The organism is Actinoallomurus soli, from assembly GCF_024055715.1.
GTDB lineage: Bacteria > Actinomycetota > Actinomycetes > Streptosporangiales > Streptosporangiaceae > Actinoallomurus > Actinoallomurus soli.
The window spans coordinates 164,848-181,832 of record NZ_JAMXMV010000010.1 but is presented as its reverse complement, the minus strand read 5'-3'; the positions used below and the strand labels follow the sequence as shown (position 1 = coordinate 181,832).

Below are 16,985 nucleotides of genomic sequence, written 5' to 3'. Positions count from 1 at the left end.
AACGGGGAACCGGCCGGCCGGTTGCGGCCGTCCGTTTCCCCGTGCACGGAATCTTCCCCGGGCACGGAATCGCCGGGCCCGGGATCGGCGGGCGACCGCACCGGCTTCCCGGGATCCCGTGTGGCCGGGACATCGCCAGATCCGGAGGGAATGTGGGGCGGACGCCTGCAAGATCGTTCGTGGGCCGGCGGCGGGAGTACGAGGTGCTCGCCGCCGCGCTCGACGAAGCCGCCATGGGCGATGCGCAGGTGGTGCTGGTCGGCGGCGAGGCCGGCGTCGGCAAGACCCGGCTGGTCGAGCGGTTCGCCGACGGCGCCCGGGACCGTGGCGTCACGGTCCTCACGGGCGCGTGCGTGGCGTCGGACCGGGACGGTCTCCCCCTCGCCCCGATCCTCATGGCGCTCCGCGGACTCATCGGCAGGATCGGGACGGACCCGCTGATCGCGTTGTGCTCCGGCCTGCCGGACCTCGCCCGGCTCCTTCCCGAGCCGGGATTCGCGCCGCCCGGCGGCGCACCCGCGGGCCAGGCCAGGCTGTTCCACCAGTTCGCCGTGTTCGTCCAGCGCCTCGGCGCCGATCACCCCGTTGTGATCATCGTCGAGGACCTGCACTGGGCCGACGAGGCAACGCGCCTGCTCCTCGACGTGCTCGCGCGCAACCTGCGCGACACCCGCGTCCTCATCATCGCGACGTACCGCTCCGACGACCTTCACCGAGGCCACCCGCTGCGGCCCTTCCTGGCCGAGTTCAAACGCGTGGAAGGCGTCCGGCACCTCGAACTCGGACGTCTCGGCCGTGCCGAGACCGCCGAGCTGATCGCCGCGGCTCTGGGCGGGCGGCCGTCGTGCACGCTCGTCCGTCGCGTCTTCGACCGTTCCGGCGGGAACGCCTTCCTCGTCGAGGAACTCCTCCGGGCGCAGCGCGGCGGAACCTCCTTCAGCCTGGACGACTCACTGCGGGATCTCCTGATCAGCCGGATCGAATGCCTTCCCGATCTCTCGCGTCAGGTGATCCGGCTCATCGCGATCGAAAGGTCGCGGGTGCCGCACCCGGTCGTCGCCGCGGTGGCCGGCCTGCCCGACGAGACGTTGCTCGACGCGCTGCGCGCGGCCATCGACGCGCACGTGCTCGTCGCCGACGGCGAGGGGTACGACTTCCGGCACGCGCTCGTACGGGAGGCGCTCGTCGCCGATCTCCTGCCGGGTGAGCGCATGCGGCTGCACCGGGCGTACGCCGTCGCGCTCGAGACCCGGCCCGAACTGCTTCCTCCGGAGCGGCTGCCGGGCGGCCTCGCGTACCACTGGGCGGGTGCCGGAGAACCGGCGCGCGCGTTGCCGGCCCTGGTGCGGGCGGCGGCCGTCGCCAAGCGCCTGAATGCGCACGCCGAGCGGTGGCGGCTGCTGCGACGGGCCCTGGACCTGTCGGCGCAGGCTCCGGCCGAGGTGGATCAGGGCGATCTCGCGTACGAGGCATCGCACGCCGCCTGGCTCGCCGGGGAGTACGAGCAGGGTCTCGGCCTGATCGAGCGGGCGCTCGCCGGCGCCGACCGGGCGCGGCGCCCGGAGCGGACCGCGTTGTCGCTCGCACACCGTGGCAGGCACCTGCTCGGCCTCGGCAGGGCGGGCGACGCCGTGCCGGCGCTGGAGGAGGCCGAGCGGCTGGTACCCGCGGGCGACTCCGTGGCCCGTGGGACCGTTCTGGAGATCCTGGCCTCCGCGCTGATCGGACACGGCGACGCCGTTCGCGGACGTGAGATCGCTGAGGAGGCCCTGCGGATCGCTCGTACGGTGGGCGACGGCGAACTCCAGGTCGCCGCGCTGACGACCCAGGGCGCCGCACTGGCCCGGGACGGGCGGTACGAACGCGCGGTGGCCGCCTTCGAAGTGGCGCGCACGCTCGCCGGGAGCCGCGGCGACCTGCCCGGGCTCGCCCGCGCGTGCGTCCACCTCTCGGGGGAGCTGTGGGCGGCCGGGCTGCACGCGGAGACGGTGACCGTCGCACGGGAAGGGCTGGCCGCCGCACGAGCAAGCGGGCTCTCCGCCACGCTCGGCGCCCTCCTGGCCGCGAACCTCGGCATGGCCTTCTTCGCGATGGGGCTCTGGGACGACGCCGACGCCGTCGCGGTGGACGCGCTGGAGGCCCACCCGAGCGGTGCCTTCGCCGGTCATCCGCGCCTGCTGCGCGGCGAGCTCGCGCTCGCACGCGGGGACCTCACGGCGGCAGCGCGGTCCCTCTCCGCCGCCTGCGGGGACTTCGGCCCGGACCCCCGCCTCGACGACGGTCTCCTGGCGATGGCCCGGCTGGACGCGGAGATCGCGTTCCGGGAGAACCGCGTCGACCACGCCCGCCGTACGGTGGCCCGCGCCCTCGGCTCGGCGCGGGTACGCGGCCGGCTCGCGGCGCACGCGTGGGCGCTGGTGACCACCGGAGCGATGATCGAGGCGGGGGTACACCCGCGCGTCCCTGCAGGACCCGACGAGATCGCAGACCTCACCGAGCTGCTCCGCTCGGTCGCGGCCGACCTGCCGACCGACACGCCGCCGTGGCGGGCCCATGCCGCGCAGTTCGCCGCCGAGCTGGACTCCATCGGCGCGGCGAGCCCGCTCTGGCACGACGTCGTGGCGGCGTGGGAGAAGGCGGGGAACCCGTACCTCGCCTGTCACGCACGGCGACGCGCGGCCGAGGCGGCCCTCGCGATGCGGGACGACCGCGGCGCACGGAGCCTGCTCACCACGGCCGCGAAGGAGGCCCGTGACCTGGGCGCGAGCATCCTCAGCGCGGAGATCGAGGCGCTGGCGCGGAGCTTCCGCCTGCCGATCTCCGATGCCTCCGGGGCGCCGGTGAAGGCACGGAGAGCCGACCCGCTCGGTCTCACGTCACGCGAACGAGAGGTCCTCCGACTGCTGACCGAGGGGGAGTCGAACCGGGGCATCGGCGCGCGGCTGTTCATCTCCGAGAAGACGGCCAGCGTGCACGTCTCCCGGATCATCGCCAAGCTCGGCGTCACCAGCCGAGGAGAGGCCGCGGCCACGGCGCATCGCCTGCGACTGTTCGCCGACTGAGAGCGTGCTGCGGTGACGCGGTCGTCACCCGGTCCGGCCTTCGCCGGGAGGACGACGCGGCGTGCCGTGCCCGAGGTCAGGCGGGGTCGTCGAGCCAGGCGGTGATCTCGTCGGTGTGCTCGCCCAGGCGGGGCGGGCGTCGCCGGTACCGCGCCGGGGTGGCGGACAGCCCGATCGGGTCGGCCACGAGGTTCAGATCCGGCCCGTCGCCGGGAAGGGGGGCGTACGGGGCGAGGCCCAGGCGCTCGGCGAGCCCGAACGCCTGGGCCAGGTCGTTCACCGGGCCGCAGGGGACGCCCAAGGGGGTCAGGCGGGCGAACCAGTCGTCGGCGCCCGCACGGCGCAGCCGCCGCGCCAGCAGGCCGGCGAGTTCCTCGACGTGGGCGACGCGGTCGGCGTTCGTGGTGAAGCGCGGGTCGTCGGCGAGTTCGGGTGCGTCGAGTCCGCGGCACAGCGCGGCGAACTGCCGGTCGTTCCCCACGGCGATGACGATGGGCCGGTCCGCGGTCGGGAACAGCTCGTACGGCGCGATCGACGGATGCCGGTTGCCCATCGCGGTGGGCACGGCGCCGGCGAGGGTGTAGCCGGCCGACTGGTTCACCAGGCTCGACAGCAGGGTGGACAGCAGGTTCACCTGGACGTGCTGGCCCTGCCCGGTCGCGTCGCGATGGCGCAGGGCGGCCAGGATGCCGACCGCCGCGTGCAGCCCGGTGAGGACGTCCACGACGGCGACCCCGGTCTTGACCGGCTCGCCGGGACCGGGGCCGGTGACGCTCATCAGGCCGCCGACCGCCTGGATGAGCAGGTCGTAGCCGGGCAGCGCGGCCCCGGCGCCCGCGCCGAATCCGGTGACCGAGCAGTAGACGACGCCGGGGTTGCAGGCATGCGCCTGCTGGTAGCCGAGCCCGAACCGCTCCATGACGCCGGGCAGGAAGTTCTCGATCAGCACGTCGGCCCGGCGCATCAGTTCACGGGCGCGGCGCAGGCCGGTCTCGTCGCGCAGGTCGAGCACGACCGATCGCTTGTTGCGGTTGACGGCCAGGAAGTAGGTGGCCTCGCCGTGGGCGTGCGGCGGCCCCCACGCCCGGGTGTCGTCCCCGTGCTCCGGCCGCTCGACCTTGATCACGTCGGCGCCGAGGTCGGCGAGGAGCATGGTGGCGTACGGCGCGGCCAGCACCCGCCCGAAGTCGGCGACCAGGACACCGGACAGCGGCAGCTCGGTCATCGGTACTCTCCTCCCCGGCAGAACCGTCGCCGGACCCGCGGGCGGGGACCTGAGGCCCGCGGGTCCGGCAACGGCGGCGTCAGGCGCCGAGATCCGGCGTGCCGTCGATGATGGACCGTACCGTCGTCACTGGGCGCCCTCACCGATCGGAGCGGCCTCGCCGGTCGCCGGGACGCCGGACCGCCCGGTGACCGCCAGGCGCTGGTAGGGACGGGCGAGCACGAAGTACACCGCGCCGATGACCAGGAGCACGACGATCACCATCAGGGTGATCCAGTCGAAGTTGAACAGGCTGCCGCGCGGGCTGGACAGGCCGGACGGCCAGACGATGTTGAGCAGCATCAGCGCCAGGTACGCCGCGGCCAGGATGCTGACCGGCCAGCCCCAGCGTCCGAGCCGGAACGTCCCGGCCGGCTGCCAGCCCCGTGCCCTGGCGATGATCGAACCCACCACGGTCAGCAGGAAGGACAGGTAGATGCCCGACACGCCGAAGGAGACGAGCAGGGTCAGCGCGTTGACGCCGGCGGGCAGCTCGAACCACAGGATGTGGACGTTGTGCGCCGGGTTGACGTTGACCAGCAGGGTGAACAGCACGGGGACGACGCCGGCGACCAGGAGCGCGTTGACCGGAGTGTGGAACCGCTTGGACACCACGCTGAGCTTGTGGCTGAACGGGACGGCCTTGTCCCGGGCGTAGGAGTACATCAGCCGCGAGCCCGCGCCCTGGACCGCGGTGCCGCAGGAGAAGAAGGCGACGCACACGACGACCAGGAACAGGTTCTGTGACCAGGACGGGAGCTGGCCGAGGATGGCGGGCACCCCACCGTCGAACGACGCGGCGTTGGCGTAACCCTTCGGGTCGGACGGCATGGCCAGCAGCAGGCCGATGACGAGGACGGCCGAGGCCACCCCGCCGTACAGCAGCGCCGAGCGCATCGCCCGGGGCACGATCCGCGACGCCGACTTGGTCTCCTCGGCGATGTCTCCGGCGGACTCGAAGCCATAGAAGATGTAGGCGTGCGCGAGCACCGCGACGAGCGCGGCGCCGGTGAGCCAGTGGCCGCCGAAGTCGACCTTGAGCGGGTTGGCCGACGCGTGCTCGGCGCCCTTGCTGGAGAACAGGAAGCCGAACCCGTGGTGGAACCCGGCGATGCCCAGCGCGATGGCGACCCCGAAGGTGCCGATGGTCTCGACGAACACGCCGAGCTGGGAGATCCGCCCCATCAGCTTGGCGCCCACGGTGTTCATGAGCGTCTGGATCGCGATGAGCAGCACCGTCACCACCAGGATGGTGCCGTGCGAGGTGCCGTTCAGGTGCGTCCCGAACAGGTTGTTCAGCAGCGCGGTCAGGTAGCTGACGATGCCGGTGTCGACGCTGGCGACGGTGACGAGCAGGGCGAGGCCGTAGATCCAGCCGATCCACCAGCCGTACCGCGGGCCGACGCTCCACTTCCCGTACTGGTACAGCGCGCCGGCGATCGGGTAGTGGCTGGCCAGCTCCCCGAACACCAGTGCCACGAGCAGCATGAAGCCGACCACCGGCACCATCAGCCACAGGTAGCGAGGTCCGGCGGTGCCCACACCGAGCACGAACAGCGAGTAGACCCCGACCATCGGCGACAGATAGGAGAAGGCCACGCTGAAGTTGTCGAACAATCCCAGGACGCGGTGCAGTTCCTGTTTATAACCGAGGCGCTCTAGATGAGCCGCGTCCTCGTCAGGTTCGGTCGACACGCCGGTGCTGTCGGTCATGATGGCCTCGTTGATCTGTCGGCCGGTCTGGCGGGACCGGGCGGGGGGCGATGATCGTGCGCCGCGCGCCCACACCGGTCCCGGCTCGGGCACCTGCGCTGACACGCTGCGCTACATGATCGTTGCGTTGGGCTCGCAAATCATCTAGCCCTAAATGTTTTAGTGTCAAGGTTCGATACCAGGACTTAACCGAGGAAGGTGCGAATGGCGTCGGCACCCCCCGTTTCCGGTCTCACCACCGCCGCCGTCCGCGCGATCCAGGCCCTGGGCAACGGCCAGTCCGGCCGGGCCGACCAGATCGCGGATCGGCTGGCGGAGGCCATCCGCCTCGGCCTGATCGCTCCCGGTGAGCGCCTGCCCTCCGAGGCGACGCTGTCCGACCAACTCGGGGTCGCCACCCTGACGCTCCGGGAGGCCCTGGCGACCCTGCGCGAGCGCGGTCTCGTCGTGACCCGCCGCGGCCGGGCCGGCGGGAGCTTCGTCGCCCGGCCGGCCGGCGGCCCCCACAGCCGTCCAGGGCACGCCGACCTGACCGTCCGGCAACTCCGCGAGCTCGGCGACCTGCGGCTGGCGGTCTTCGGCACCGCGGCGTTCCTCGCCGCCCGCCGCGCGACGGCCCCCGAGATCGAGACGTTGCGCCGCCGCGCCGCGCGGCTGGCCGCGGCGGACACCGCCGCCGAGCGCCGCCAGGCCGACGCCGAGTTCGGCGTCGCCGTCGCCCTGGCGGCCCAGTCACCCCGGCTCACCCAGGAGGAGGCGAACCTGCGCGCCGAGTGGGGCGACCTGACGTGGACCCTGCTCGGCGACGCCGACCACGCCGAGGCCGTACGAGGCCGGCTCGCCCTCGTCGACGCCATCGCCGCCGGAGACCCCGAACGAGCCCGGCGACTGGCCGAACAGCAGGTCACGGACGAGGTGGAACTGCTGATCCGGTGGCGTGTCGGCGTTTACCAGACCGAGGCGGAGCAGTGACGACCTCCCCCGCCGAACGGGCCTGGGCCTCCCTCGCCGACGACGTCGACCGGATCCTGCGGTCCCTGCGCGACACCGCCGCCGCCTTCGAGACCTCCTTCGGGGCCCGGCCCGACGCGTACACGCTCGGCGACATCGCCTCGCTGCGCCCGCGCATCCGCGAGACCCTGGACGCCTTCGAGGACCTGGCCATCGGCACCGGCATCGTGGCCGCCCCCGGCCTCCTGCGCGACGCCCCGTACTGGCTCGAATGGTGGTGGCGGCCGTGCGGCGGAACCCCCGAGCCGCTGCGCGTCAACCTCGACCCGGACGGACCCGACTTCTTCGACTACTTCCACGACGAGTGGTTCGACGCGCCGATCCGCTCCGGGGAGCAGCACGTCACCGGCCCGTACGTCGACTACGCGTGCACGAACGAGTACACCTTCACGCTGTCCGTCCCCGTCTTCCACGGCACCCGGCCGCTGGGGGTGGCGGCCCTGGACGTCCCCTGCGACCGCCTGGAACGCCGCATCATGCCCGCGCTGTGCGCCGAGCCGTCTCCGTACGCGTTGGTGAACCCCGACGGCCGGGTCATCGCCGCCAACACGGCCGCGGCGGCGCCGGGAGACCGGCTGACCGCGTGGTGTGACCCGACCGACACGGTGAACTCCGCCGCACTGACCCGACTGTGCGCCTTGACGGGATGGACAGTGACATCCCTGCGGCTGCAGTGATGGGTGCGGTCGCCGCCCGGTGATTCAGCCGGTGGTGCAGTTCGTGCCGTTGAGGGTGAAACCGGTCGGGGCCGCGTCATTGCTCGTCCAGGTGCCCTGGAACCCGAATGACGTGTTGGCTCCGGCGGCGATGCCGCCGTTGTACGACGCGTTCTTGGCGGTCACCGTCGCCCCGCTCTGAGTCACCGTGGCGTTCCAGGCACTGGTCACCTTGGTGTCGCCGGGGAAGGTGAACGTCAGTGTCCAGCCGTCGATGGCGCCGGTGCCGGTGTTCGTGATGGTGACGTTCCCGGTGAGGCCGCCCGACCACTCGTTCTTCGTGTAGTCGACCCGGCAGGAGGCCCCGCTGCCGGTCCCACCGCCACCGCCGGTCCCGCCGCCACCGCTGCCTGGGTGCAGCTGGACGACGACCAGCGAGTACGCGGGGATCGTCTGGCTGGTGGCGGTTCCGGTGGTGGTGGAAGCGATGGACGTGGCGTTCCGGGCGTAGGTGTAGACGGTGGGTGCGGCCGTGGACGGGGTGAACCCGCTGTAGGAGATGTTCGCCGTGTACGCGTTCGACGGGTCCTTGTTGATGAAGAGCAGGTCCACATCGCCGTTGGTCCGTTTGACCGCGTGCGCGGTCAGGAGGGATTGGCTGCTGCTCGACTTCACGAGGCTGTCGCCCGGCGCGCCGAGCTTGGTCATCATCTGGATGCCGTAATAGGGAGCGAACGGTGTCTCCGCGGGCGGCTCACTGCCGGAGGCGTTCGAGAGCACGCCTTCGTCGTTGTAGTCGGTGGCACCGTCGACGGTGCCGGTGCCGTTGGAGCCATTGTGGAGGTTCCACCAGTCGACGTTGAACGCGCCGTTCTCCAGCCAGGTCAGGTAGTCGTCCGGCGCGAACAGGGCGGCCGGGTGCGTGTCCTTGTCGATGGTGGAGTTGGTCTCGGTGACGGCGATGCCCACGTTTCCGGCGTTGGCACCGGCGTACTGGTTGATCAGCGATCGCAGCGTGCCGGTGATGCCGGCGATCTGGGCCTGGGGCTTGGTCAGCAGGTCGGCGGCGCTGTTGCCGCCCGGGTACCAGTGCACGATCACAAAGTCGATCTTCGAACCGGCGATCGACAGGACGGTGTGGTTCCAGTCGGCACTGTCACCGGGCCCGGTGATGCCGTCCGGCCAGCTTCCGGGGGTGGTCAGCACCGCGCCGATCTTGATACTGGGGTCGACCGCCTTCATCGCCGACGCGTACTGCAGCAGGTTCGTGGCGTAGGTGGTCGCGCTCTTGCTGGAGTGGTCGTCGTGCTCCCATCCGGAGCCGTACTCGCCGTTGCCGTAGACCTCGTTGCCGATCTCCCAGTACTTGGCGCCGTATCCCTTGGTCACGTTGGCGTACCGCACCCAGTCCGCGGCCTCCTGCGGAGTGCCGGACCCGTAGTCGGCGATGATGATCGGCTGTGCGGCAGCCGAACGGACCGTGCCCATGAACGTGTCGAAGTCGGTGCCCGGCGCCACGTATCCGCCGTCGGCGGTGTTGGTCTTCCAGTGGTAGATGTCGGCGTACGAGCCGCCCGGGTAGCGCACCGCGCCGATGCCCGCCCCTTTCAGCAGTCCTGGAACAGGGGAGTCGTTCATCAGCCCGTCGTAAACGGCCACGTTCATGCCGAACGCGGCGGACGGTATGGAGGCCAGGGACCGGCCGGCGTCGACCGATACGGTGGCGGCCACGGCGGCTGATGCGGAGGTCGCGCTGATCGGTGCCAACGCCGCCGCGGCGGACACGAACGCCGCCGCGAGCACACGGAGCAGGAACCGAGTCGGGGAAAGGGGTCCGCGTCGTCGAACGGGCACTCCTGCCATGGGAACCTGACCTTCATGAAGGGGGAGCAGCCGGGGCTGAACGAGGGAACTCGGGGCCTCACGCCTCGGTGATGGTCCATTCGTTGTTGGTGCTGGGGTTCGGGGTCCACAGGACGGTGGCTGAGCCGTTGGAGCTGCTGCCGGCGCCGTCCAGGGCGGTTCCGGTGCCGCGGTTGATGATCTGGTAGCGGCCGTTGCCGAGGCTGTTCAGCCGCCACTGCTGGTTGTTGCCGCCGTTCCAGGCCGCCTGCAGGCAGCTCGCGCCGTTGGCGGTGTTGCCCCAGCTGTCGGCCACCATGCCGTTGGTGCGGTTGACGATGCGGTAGTAGCCGTTGCCCAGGTCCACCAGCTGCCACTGCAGGTTGGTGGACCCGTCGTAGCCCCACTGCTTCAGGGCCGAGCCGGAGGCGACGTTGCCGCCGCTGTCCAGGGTGAGGCCGGAGGTGACGTTGGCGATCTTCGCCCAGCCGGTCGGAATGCCGCCTCCGTCGTTCCCGCCGCCCGACCCATATCCGGCGGCGACCAGGTTGGCCTGCACCGCGTTCTCCGTGGCGTCCGACGGATAACCGGAGACGATCGCGCCCTCGTAGAAGGTGCCCGCGCTGAGGTTGGTATTGCCGTTGCAGCAGTCACCGCCGCTCCCGAGGATGATGGCCCCCTGCTTCTTCATCGGGCTGTAGCCGTTGGGAAGGGACCCGTCCCAGAGCGTCGTCAGGCCGCCGGACTGCGCGTCACCGCCTTTGATCGCGAACCGCGAGGTGCCGTTGTTCTTCAGCATCGCCGTGACGTACCGGTTGCCGAACGCCCGCTGGTTCGGGTTCCAGGACGTGCTTCCTCCGGGGAAGAGACCCCATTCCAGATCCGCCTGGACCCAGGGACCGGATCCGGAGCATCCGCCGAACCAGCACGACGTGCTGAAATTGATCGAATCCATCGCGCCGGGACCGTCGGCCTTCCGGCTCGTCTCACTGTTGCCGTAGTCGAAGCAGCAGCCATTGTTGACGTGGGTGCCGCTGGTCACCATGTACATGCCCTCGGGTGCGCTGCCGGTCGGAACGCCCGTCAGATGGCCATCTCGCCAATAGCTGTTGCCGGGGTTGATGTAGAGCGAGTAGGCGCGGCTCCCGTTGAGCGTCAGCGACTCGCTGGTCGCCTTCGCGGGGGTGTCGGAGCCGCCGACCCCACCGGGCCCCTGGTACCAGAGGTCGTTTCCATGCCCGGACTGGTCGTAGACGACGGTGATGACGCAGGTGGTGCCCGCACAGAACGAGTCCTGCGCCGCGGCGTCGGCGACACCGCCCGCGCTCAGCACGCCGATGTTCTTCGTCGCGTTGTCCGACGAACGCCTGACCTGGTAAAGGTTGCCGCTGTACGAGCCGTACAGCGCACGCACCGTGCTGTGGGCGGCGACGCAGGGCGTACCACCTGAGGCGTACAGGTCACAGGGGCCCGTACCCGCAGCCGACGCCGGTGCCGCCCAGGTGACGACGGCCGTCAAGACCGTGGCCAGCGCCGCCAGCATCGACGCGGCGATGACCGCCGGGGAATGCGCACCACGAGCCGGGTGGCCCGAGAGAACGGACGAACGCTGCACCTGGTCTTCCTTTCCGCTCAAGATCGCTCAGCCGCGCCTGCTGGATCGTTGGCCGCCGCTCCAGGGAAGGGGGAGCCCTCCGGACGGGAGAATTCGGCGGGCAGGCGGAATCTGCGGGACTTTAAACATTCGTGGCCTCGTTCCCGCTGTTCGATATTTCGGACGTCGTTCGGAATGGTTCGCGTGGAGATTAAGTTGCGTGTCGCTACGTGTCAACGACCTTTCATGGCGCTTTCGTGGTCACCTGCCCCCATTCGCTGGTTGGCGTCACTGTCGGGGTGTAAGGAGCGGGCAGCGTGGGTTCTGCCGATTGGAGCACGCATGCGGTCGAGTTGGGGCCGCGAACGGTGGTCAAAAGGTTCCGGGAGGGAGGGCGAGACCGGTGCGAGCGAGAATGGCGCGCGTTGACTCTGCTCACCATCTACGCGCCGGGGCTCGCCCCTGAGCCTGTGGAGCTGGACGTCGCGGCTGCGCGACCGACCGTCATGATGTCCCGATTGCCCGGTGAACCCTTGCGCGGTGATTCACTGAGCGAACAACGGATCAGGTCTCTGGCAGCGGCGGTGCGGGAACTTCATGCCGCGCTGCCGCCGGAGATCTTGGCCGACGTCCCGCTCAGGCCGGGCCACCAGCGAGAACTCATCGCCTGGATCCATTCGTGTGCTGTGCCGCAGATCCTTGCCCGACTCTCCGGCAAGGTGGGCGAGGCCATCGACCAGGGATTGTCGTGGCTGGCCGGTTCGGGCTTGGAAACGGCTGTATCACTCGAAGTCCCGTCCGTCTTCAGACCTGGAGACGGCAACCTCGCCAACTACCTGTGGGACGGTTCCCGGGTACGAGTCGTCGACTTCGAGGAGTCGGGCCGTGGCGATCGTGCCTTTGAGCTGGCTGAGATCACCGAACACGTGGCCAGTTGGGTCGAGAATCCCTTCGACGTTGAGTTCTTCCTGGATCAGTGTGACCTGACGACAGCGGAATCCGCCCCGGCTGGATGAGTGTCGCCGGCTGCTGGCCCTTGTCTGGCTGTTCATGCTGGCTTCGGACGACGGGACGAATCCCCGCAACCCTCCTGGGACCGCCGAACGACAAGCCGACCGTTTGTCTCGACTGCTCGCCTGCATGGGTACGCACGAGTCATGATCTTGCTCAGTGATCCCCGGGTTCTTCGGGTCCCCGTGGTCGAGTGCGGTGAACCGCTTGCCGAGGTCGGTACGGTTCCGCGACTCCTCCTCGACCCGCGCGAGCGGGATGCCGAGGGAGCCTACGGCCGCGTAAGGATGGGTGTCCTGCACCGCCTGCGCTCTGCCGCTGCCGATCTTCCCGGTGGGGTCAGGTTGCTCATCATCGAAGGCCACCGCGCGACCGGTGAACAAGCCCGGAGGTTCTCACTCTACGAAGAACGCCTGAGGAGCCAAGGAATCAGCGACCCGGTCGAGTTGCGGCGGCAGGCGAGCGCCTTCGTTTCTCCCGTCGATGTCGCGCCGCACTGTGCCGGCGCCGCGGTGGATCTGACCCTTGTCGGTGTCGACGGCCGTGAACTCGATATGGGAGGCCCGGTGAACGGCCATCGTTCCGGCCAGGAGCACACGTGCCCGATCAACGCCCCGGTGTCCCCTGCGGCCCGTACGAATCGTGACCTGCTCGCCGATACGATGACGGCCGCCGGCTTCGTCAACTACCCGACCGAGTGGTGGCACTGGTCATTCGGCGACCGTTATTGGGCTCTGTTGACCGGTGCGAAGAACGCCGTCTACGGGCCGGTGTGAGTTCTGAGAGCCGGAGCGCCCCGCCGGAGGCGTTCGTCCGGTTCGGAAGTCAGCGCCTTCCAGCGAGCGGCGGAACCCCGGTGATGGTACGCCGGCGGTCCGCCTCGTGGGCGAGCACGGTGATCATGTCGTTGACCGCGTGGTCGCCGTGCCGCTGCTTGAGTTTGAGAAGGACGCCTTTGCGGCTGGCTTCGGCGAGCATGGCGGTGAGCGCCACGGAGGGGACCTCGCGACCGGCGGAATAGTCGTCATAGACGGCTTGGGCGACCTTGTGTAGATCCGCATGCGGGCCGGATTCCATGAGGACCATGCGCGAGGCGTCCTTGAGATCCATGCACCCGAGCCTAGGCTCCGAAAGGACATCCTCGATAGCGGAACAGTGTTCGAGCTGGTAGCCAGGCTTTTGTTTGATCAGGACGCGCGCCCTCGCGCAGCGGAGTGCTCCCGTGGACGCTGCTCCTCATCCGTAGTGCCGCGAGCCGGAGCGGGTCACTTGACCACGGTCAAAACGATCAGTTCCTGGAGACTGACCTGCCCGCCGGGCTTTTCCGACTGATCGGTCACCACCCAGTGGGAGGGCATCGCGACGAAGACGTGCCCTTGAGGGCTCAGCTTGATCCGGTCATCGGCGAACCCGAGCCGTTCCAGGTCGTCCTTGGCGACGGCGGCGTTCTTGCCGACCAGGTTCGGCATCGTGACGTTGCCCGTCCTGGCCGGCCGGGCGCTTCCGACACCCGCACACCCCGTCAGCACGGGCATCGTCGCAAGGATCAGTGCCCCTACCAGGACGCGCCGGTTCATCGGTTCCTCCCCGTTCCGCCAAGCCGGGTCGATGATCTCACCTTGCCGGTCACAGCGAGCGCCGCGGGCGCGTCGGCGTCACTGCGAGTGCATGTGCCGGCGGAAGCTGCGGAGGCTGGACGGGTTGTGTCTGCAGCAGTCGGTGTGCCCTACGCAGGGCGGCCGCGTTCTACCTCGGCGCCGAACCAGCCCTCGTGGCGACCACGCTCATCGGCCTGGTCGCAGGGGCGCCGCCGGGTTGCCAGAAAGGCGTGAAGGTCCCGATGGAATATGCTCTTCTTCTAGTGATTTGCGGCGGCCTCCCACTTCCAGCATCCCTTCCGCTTATATCGGCAAAACAATCAAACGCCGAAGAGGAGGATATTTCGTGCGACTCGGTCGAGTCTCGACAAGCTTGAACGGCGGCTCGGGGATGGACGCGCGTGAGGCGAAGGTGGACCGCTACTCGGCCTGGCCCGTCAGCCCCTCACTAGGTAGATCCCGGCTGAGTCCTGCGCCAGGGCGCGCGCGAGGGAACGGCTGCTCCGGTGCCGCCCGCCGCAGCTTGACCATTACGTACCGCCCCCAGGCCGGCTGGACCGTGACGCGCGTTCCGAAGTGTTCGCCCGGCCGTCACTCTCGTTAGCCCAACGTGGCGATGATCCAGTCAGTCACGACGACCAGGGCGGTGACCACGGCCAGGAGACCACCGGTCAGGAAAACCAGGCCGACGACTCTGGTGCGGATCCACTGTTGTGGGGTGATCGGCGCGTCGTGTCGAGGAGACGGACGCCATATCTCGTATTGCCGCGCCCACCAAGTCGCCAGCTCTCGGAAGTTGGTCAGTATGGCGATTCCGACGCCAGCAAGCCATAGACCGGCGACGCCCACTCCGGCCGATAGGAGCACTGCCTCGGTGGACCTCTGGATCACAGCTCGTCCCTTGCTTAGGGCCGGGGGCACTCGTCTGTTCGGACGCTACAGGTCCACCCGCCCGGTCATTCCCTCTGCCGTCGCTCCTTCAGGCCTTCCGGGTCGAGGCGGGGGGAGGGAATCCGCGGTTGGGCATTCGTTCGCCGGGGCCGCCCGATCGGCACGACGGGAGGGACCGGCACCCACGCCGCACGCCCGTAGGGCGTGCCGGAGCGGGTGACCTGAGGCGGCGTGGGGCGCCGCCGCCTTGACGGCCACGACGAAATGATGGTTCGACAAGATCGACGCTGCGTTGGTCGGCTAGCGTCGGAGCCCCCGGTGAGTACGCGGATAGTGCGCGATCATGGACATGCGGCTGCGTCCGGTGACATATGGCTGCACATGCGCGAAACCCCGGCTTCCAGCATCTGGGCTGGTGGGCCGGGGTTTCCTTGATCAGGATGCGCGCCCCCTGCTGGATTCGAACCAGCGCACCCGGCTCCGGAGGCCGGTGCTCTATCCCCTGAGCTAAGGGGGCTCGGGACGGATAAAGACTAGCAGCCCACCGACCCTGCTCGAACACATTCCGCGGTCATACGAGCCACCAAGGCGCACATGAGCTGGGTGAACGTCGCTCACCGGGGGTGAGAAAAGATCGTCTCGCGTGGTGGTCGCCGCTCGGTGGGTCGCCGGCGGGGTCGCTGGCCGGTAGCCGGGCGCCTCGTGCGCGCGTCGACGGACGCCGGGCTGAAGCTGAAGTCGCGCTCAAGATCACTGGCGTCTACTGCTCCCTGTCGGCAGTGGACACCAGTGATCATGGAACGCCCGATCAGGCGGAGCGGTCGGTCGAGCGGAGCGGCGGGGCGCGGGAGGGGCGACGGCAGGTACAACGTTCGGTGAAGCCCCTGACATTGCGGGTCGTACCGGGACGAATCGCCCGACAGGACGGGGTGCCCGCGAGCGTTCTGTCCTCCCCGGCCGCGCGAGGGCGTCGTGGAGGGGGGAGCTGCCCCTTCTGTCCGAGTTGGTCGGTGGATCGGCGGGGTGTGTGGCTGAGTGTGGCATCAGTGTGGCCGTTATCCGCGTGTCCCGGCCCGGGAAAGCGTTAGCTTGGCGGTCGTGACACTGGGACGTGTGCTGGTCGTCGACGACGACGAGGTGATCAGGCAGCTGATCGCCGTGAACCTCCAGTTGGAGGGCTTCGAGGTGCTGACCGCCGTGGACGGGCAGGACTGCCTCGACCGGGTGCGGGACATCTCGCCGGACGTGATCACGCTCGACGTCATGATGCCCCGGCTCGACGGCTGGGTGACGGCGGTCAAGCTGCGCGACGACCCCGAGACGCGGGACATCAAGGTGGTCATGATCACCGCGCGGGCCCAGGAGCATGACATCCGGCGCGGGCATGAGATCGGCGTGGACGCCTATGTGACCAAGCCGTTCGACCCCGCCGAGCTGATCCGCACGGTCCGCGAGCTGGCCGGTGCGGGTCCGGTCGTCTGACCTGGGAAGCGGACGGATGCCCGGATCCGGCGTCGCGGGCCGGAGAATCTCGCGTGACGACGGCCCACGGCGATCGAATGTCCACATGCTGGTCGGCTAATCTCATGTCGTGACTCCGGCCGAGTTGAACGCCGCCGTCGTGGCCGCCGTCCGCGGGGCGGTCGACGAGGGCGAGTTCGCCGTTCCCGTGCCCGGCCGTGTGCCCGTCACGGTCACCGCGGACGGGGACTACGCGACCCCGATTCCACTGCGGCTGGCGCGCGACGCCGGGCGGCCCGCCAAGGAGATCGCGGAGCTGCTCGCCGACCGGCTCGGCCGGATGCCCGGGGTGGGCGACGTACGTGTGACGGGGCCGGGATTCCTGTCGATCGGCGTGAGCGCCTCGCTGATCGCGCGCATCGACGAGACGTACGGCGTCGTGCCCGTGCCGGTGCCGCGGGCGACCTGGCCCGAACGCCCGCTGACCTTCGACAACCCCGGATTCGTCGTGCGGTTCGCGTACGCGCGGGCGGCCGCCGTGCGCCGGCAGGCCGCCGACCTGGGCGTGCACGCGGCCGAGGGGCCGCTGACCGACCCGCGGGAGAAGCGCCTGCTCGCGCTGCTCGCGGAGTTCCCCGGCCGGGCCGAGCAGGCGGTGCGGACGGGGGATCCGCGGCCGTTCACCCGGCGACTGGAGCTCATCGCCGACGCGTATCACGACGTCCACGAGTGGTGCTCGCCGCTGCCCAAGGGCGACGAAATCATCACCGGCCACCATTCGGCACGCCTTAGCCTGGCTGAAGCGGCGTACATCGTCCTGGGCAACGGCCTCCGCATGCTCGGCGAGACCCCGAACGACCGTCTTTGAGCCCCGACAGAGAG

The 16,985-nt window shown here is 69.9% G+C and carries 14 protein-coding genes and 1 tRNA gene; 7 read left to right on the top strand and 8 right to left on the bottom strand.

Annotated elements, in window-relative coordinates:
• Positions 1–179: 179 nt before the first annotated feature.
• Positions 180–3,062 carry a helix-turn-helix transcriptional regulator gene (locus NDW01_RS43935; RefSeq protein WP_308211774.1) on the top strand — a complete coding sequence of 961 codons (2,883 nt, stop codon included), beginning with the start codon at positions 180–182 and terminating at the stop codon, positions 3,060–3,062.
• A gap of 76 nt (positions 3,063–3,138) precedes the next feature.
• Here the strand turns inward: NDW01_RS43935 and NDW01_RS24785 are convergent, their stop codons facing one another.
• Both NDW01_RS24785 and NDW01_RS24780 read right to left on the bottom strand, forming a co-directional pair.
• Positions 3,139–4,287: a CaiB/BaiF CoA transferase family protein gene (locus NDW01_RS24785; protein ID WP_252824047.1), complete on the bottom strand. Its 1,149-nt coding sequence runs from the start codon at positions 4,285–4,287 to the stop codon at positions 3,139–3,141.
• 126 nt (positions 4,288–4,413) lie between these two features.
• Positions 4,414–6,039 (bottom strand): APC family permease, encoded by a 1,626-nt coding sequence (locus tag NDW01_RS24780; protein ID WP_252824045.1) that lies wholly within the window; start codon positions 6,037–6,039, stop codon positions 4,414–4,416.
• Positions 6,040–6,243: 204 nt separating this feature from the next.
• Between NDW01_RS24780 and NDW01_RS24775 the strand changes: the two genes are divergently transcribed.
• Entirely contained in the window at positions 6,244–7,011 is a 768-nt protein-coding gene (locus tag NDW01_RS24775) for a FadR/GntR family transcriptional regulator (RefSeq protein WP_252824043.1), read from the top strand.
• Positions 7,008–7,727, top strand: coding sequence for a cache domain-containing protein (locus tag NDW01_RS24770; protein WP_252824039.1), 720 nt, complete (start codon positions 7,008–7,010; stop codon positions 7,725–7,727). The genes NDW01_RS24775 and NDW01_RS24770 overlap by 4 nt, the downstream gene beginning before the upstream one ends.
• Before the next feature lie 24 nt (positions 7,728–7,751).
• Here NDW01_RS24770 and NDW01_RS43930 read toward each other — a convergent pair whose 3' ends face one another.
• Entirely contained in the window at positions 7,752–9,437 is a 1,686-nt protein-coding gene (locus NDW01_RS43930) for a cellulose binding domain-containing protein (RefSeq protein ID WP_252824026.1), read from the bottom strand.
• 190 nt (positions 9,438–9,627) lie between these two features.
• On the bottom strand, positions 9,628–11,163 hold the full coding sequence (locus NDW01_RS24760; RefSeq protein WP_252824024.1) for an arabinofuranosidase catalytic domain-containing protein: 1,536 nt from the start codon (positions 11,161–11,163) through the stop codon (positions 9,628–9,630).
• Between the two features lie 296 nt (positions 11,164–11,459).
• Here NDW01_RS24760 and NDW01_RS24755 point away from each other — a divergent pair, with 296 nt between their 5' ends.
• Entirely contained in the window at positions 11,460–12,158 is a 699-nt protein-coding gene (locus tag NDW01_RS24755; protein ID WP_308211773.1) for a phosphotransferase family protein, read from the top strand.
• Positions 12,159–12,299: 141 nt separating this feature from the next.
• Complete coding sequence (locus tag NDW01_RS24750) at positions 12,300–12,929, top strand: M15 family metallopeptidase (RefSeq protein ID WP_252824022.1); 630 nt, start codon at positions 12,300–12,302, stop codon at positions 12,927–12,929.
• A gap of 49 nt (positions 12,930–12,978) precedes the next feature.
• Here the strand turns inward: NDW01_RS24750 and NDW01_RS24745 are convergent, their stop codons facing one another.
• The 4 genes from NDW01_RS24745 to NDW01_RS24730 all read right to left on the bottom strand — a co-directional run bounded on the left by NDW01_RS24745 (position 12,979) and on the right by NDW01_RS24730 (position 15,159).
• Entirely contained in the window at positions 12,979–13,263 is a 285-nt protein-coding gene (locus NDW01_RS24745; RefSeq protein ID WP_252824020.1) for a hypothetical protein, read from the bottom strand.
• A 155-nt stretch (positions 13,264–13,418) separates the two neighbouring features.
• Complete coding sequence (locus NDW01_RS24740) at positions 13,419–13,730, bottom strand: PASTA domain-containing protein (RefSeq protein ID WP_252824018.1); 312 nt, start codon at positions 13,728–13,730, stop codon at positions 13,419–13,421.
• Between the two features lie 621 nt (positions 13,731–14,351).
• On the bottom strand, positions 14,352–14,600 hold the full coding sequence (locus NDW01_RS24735) for a hypothetical protein (protein ID WP_252824015.1): 249 nt from the start codon (positions 14,598–14,600) through the stop codon (positions 14,352–14,354).
• Positions 14,601–15,087: 487 nt separating this feature from the next.
• Positions 15,088–15,159: transfer RNA gene (locus NDW01_RS24730), tRNA-Arg, on the bottom strand.
• Between the two features lie 587 nt (positions 15,160–15,746).
• On the opposite strand from NDW01_RS24730, the gene NDW01_RS24725 reads away from it, so the two are divergent.
• Together NDW01_RS24725 and NDW01_RS24720 are read left to right on the top strand one after the other, a co-directional pair.
• Positions 15,747–16,124: a response regulator transcription factor gene (locus NDW01_RS24725; protein ID WP_252779297.1), complete on the top strand. Its 378-nt coding sequence runs from the start codon at positions 15,747–15,749 to the stop codon at positions 16,122–16,124.
• Positions 16,125–16,233: 109 nt separating this feature from the next.
• Positions 16,234–16,971: a DALR anticodon-binding domain-containing protein gene (locus NDW01_RS24720; RefSeq protein WP_252824012.1), complete on the top strand. Its 738-nt coding sequence runs from the start codon at positions 16,234–16,236 to the stop codon at positions 16,969–16,971.
• Positions 16,972–16,985: the final 14 nt, after the last annotated feature.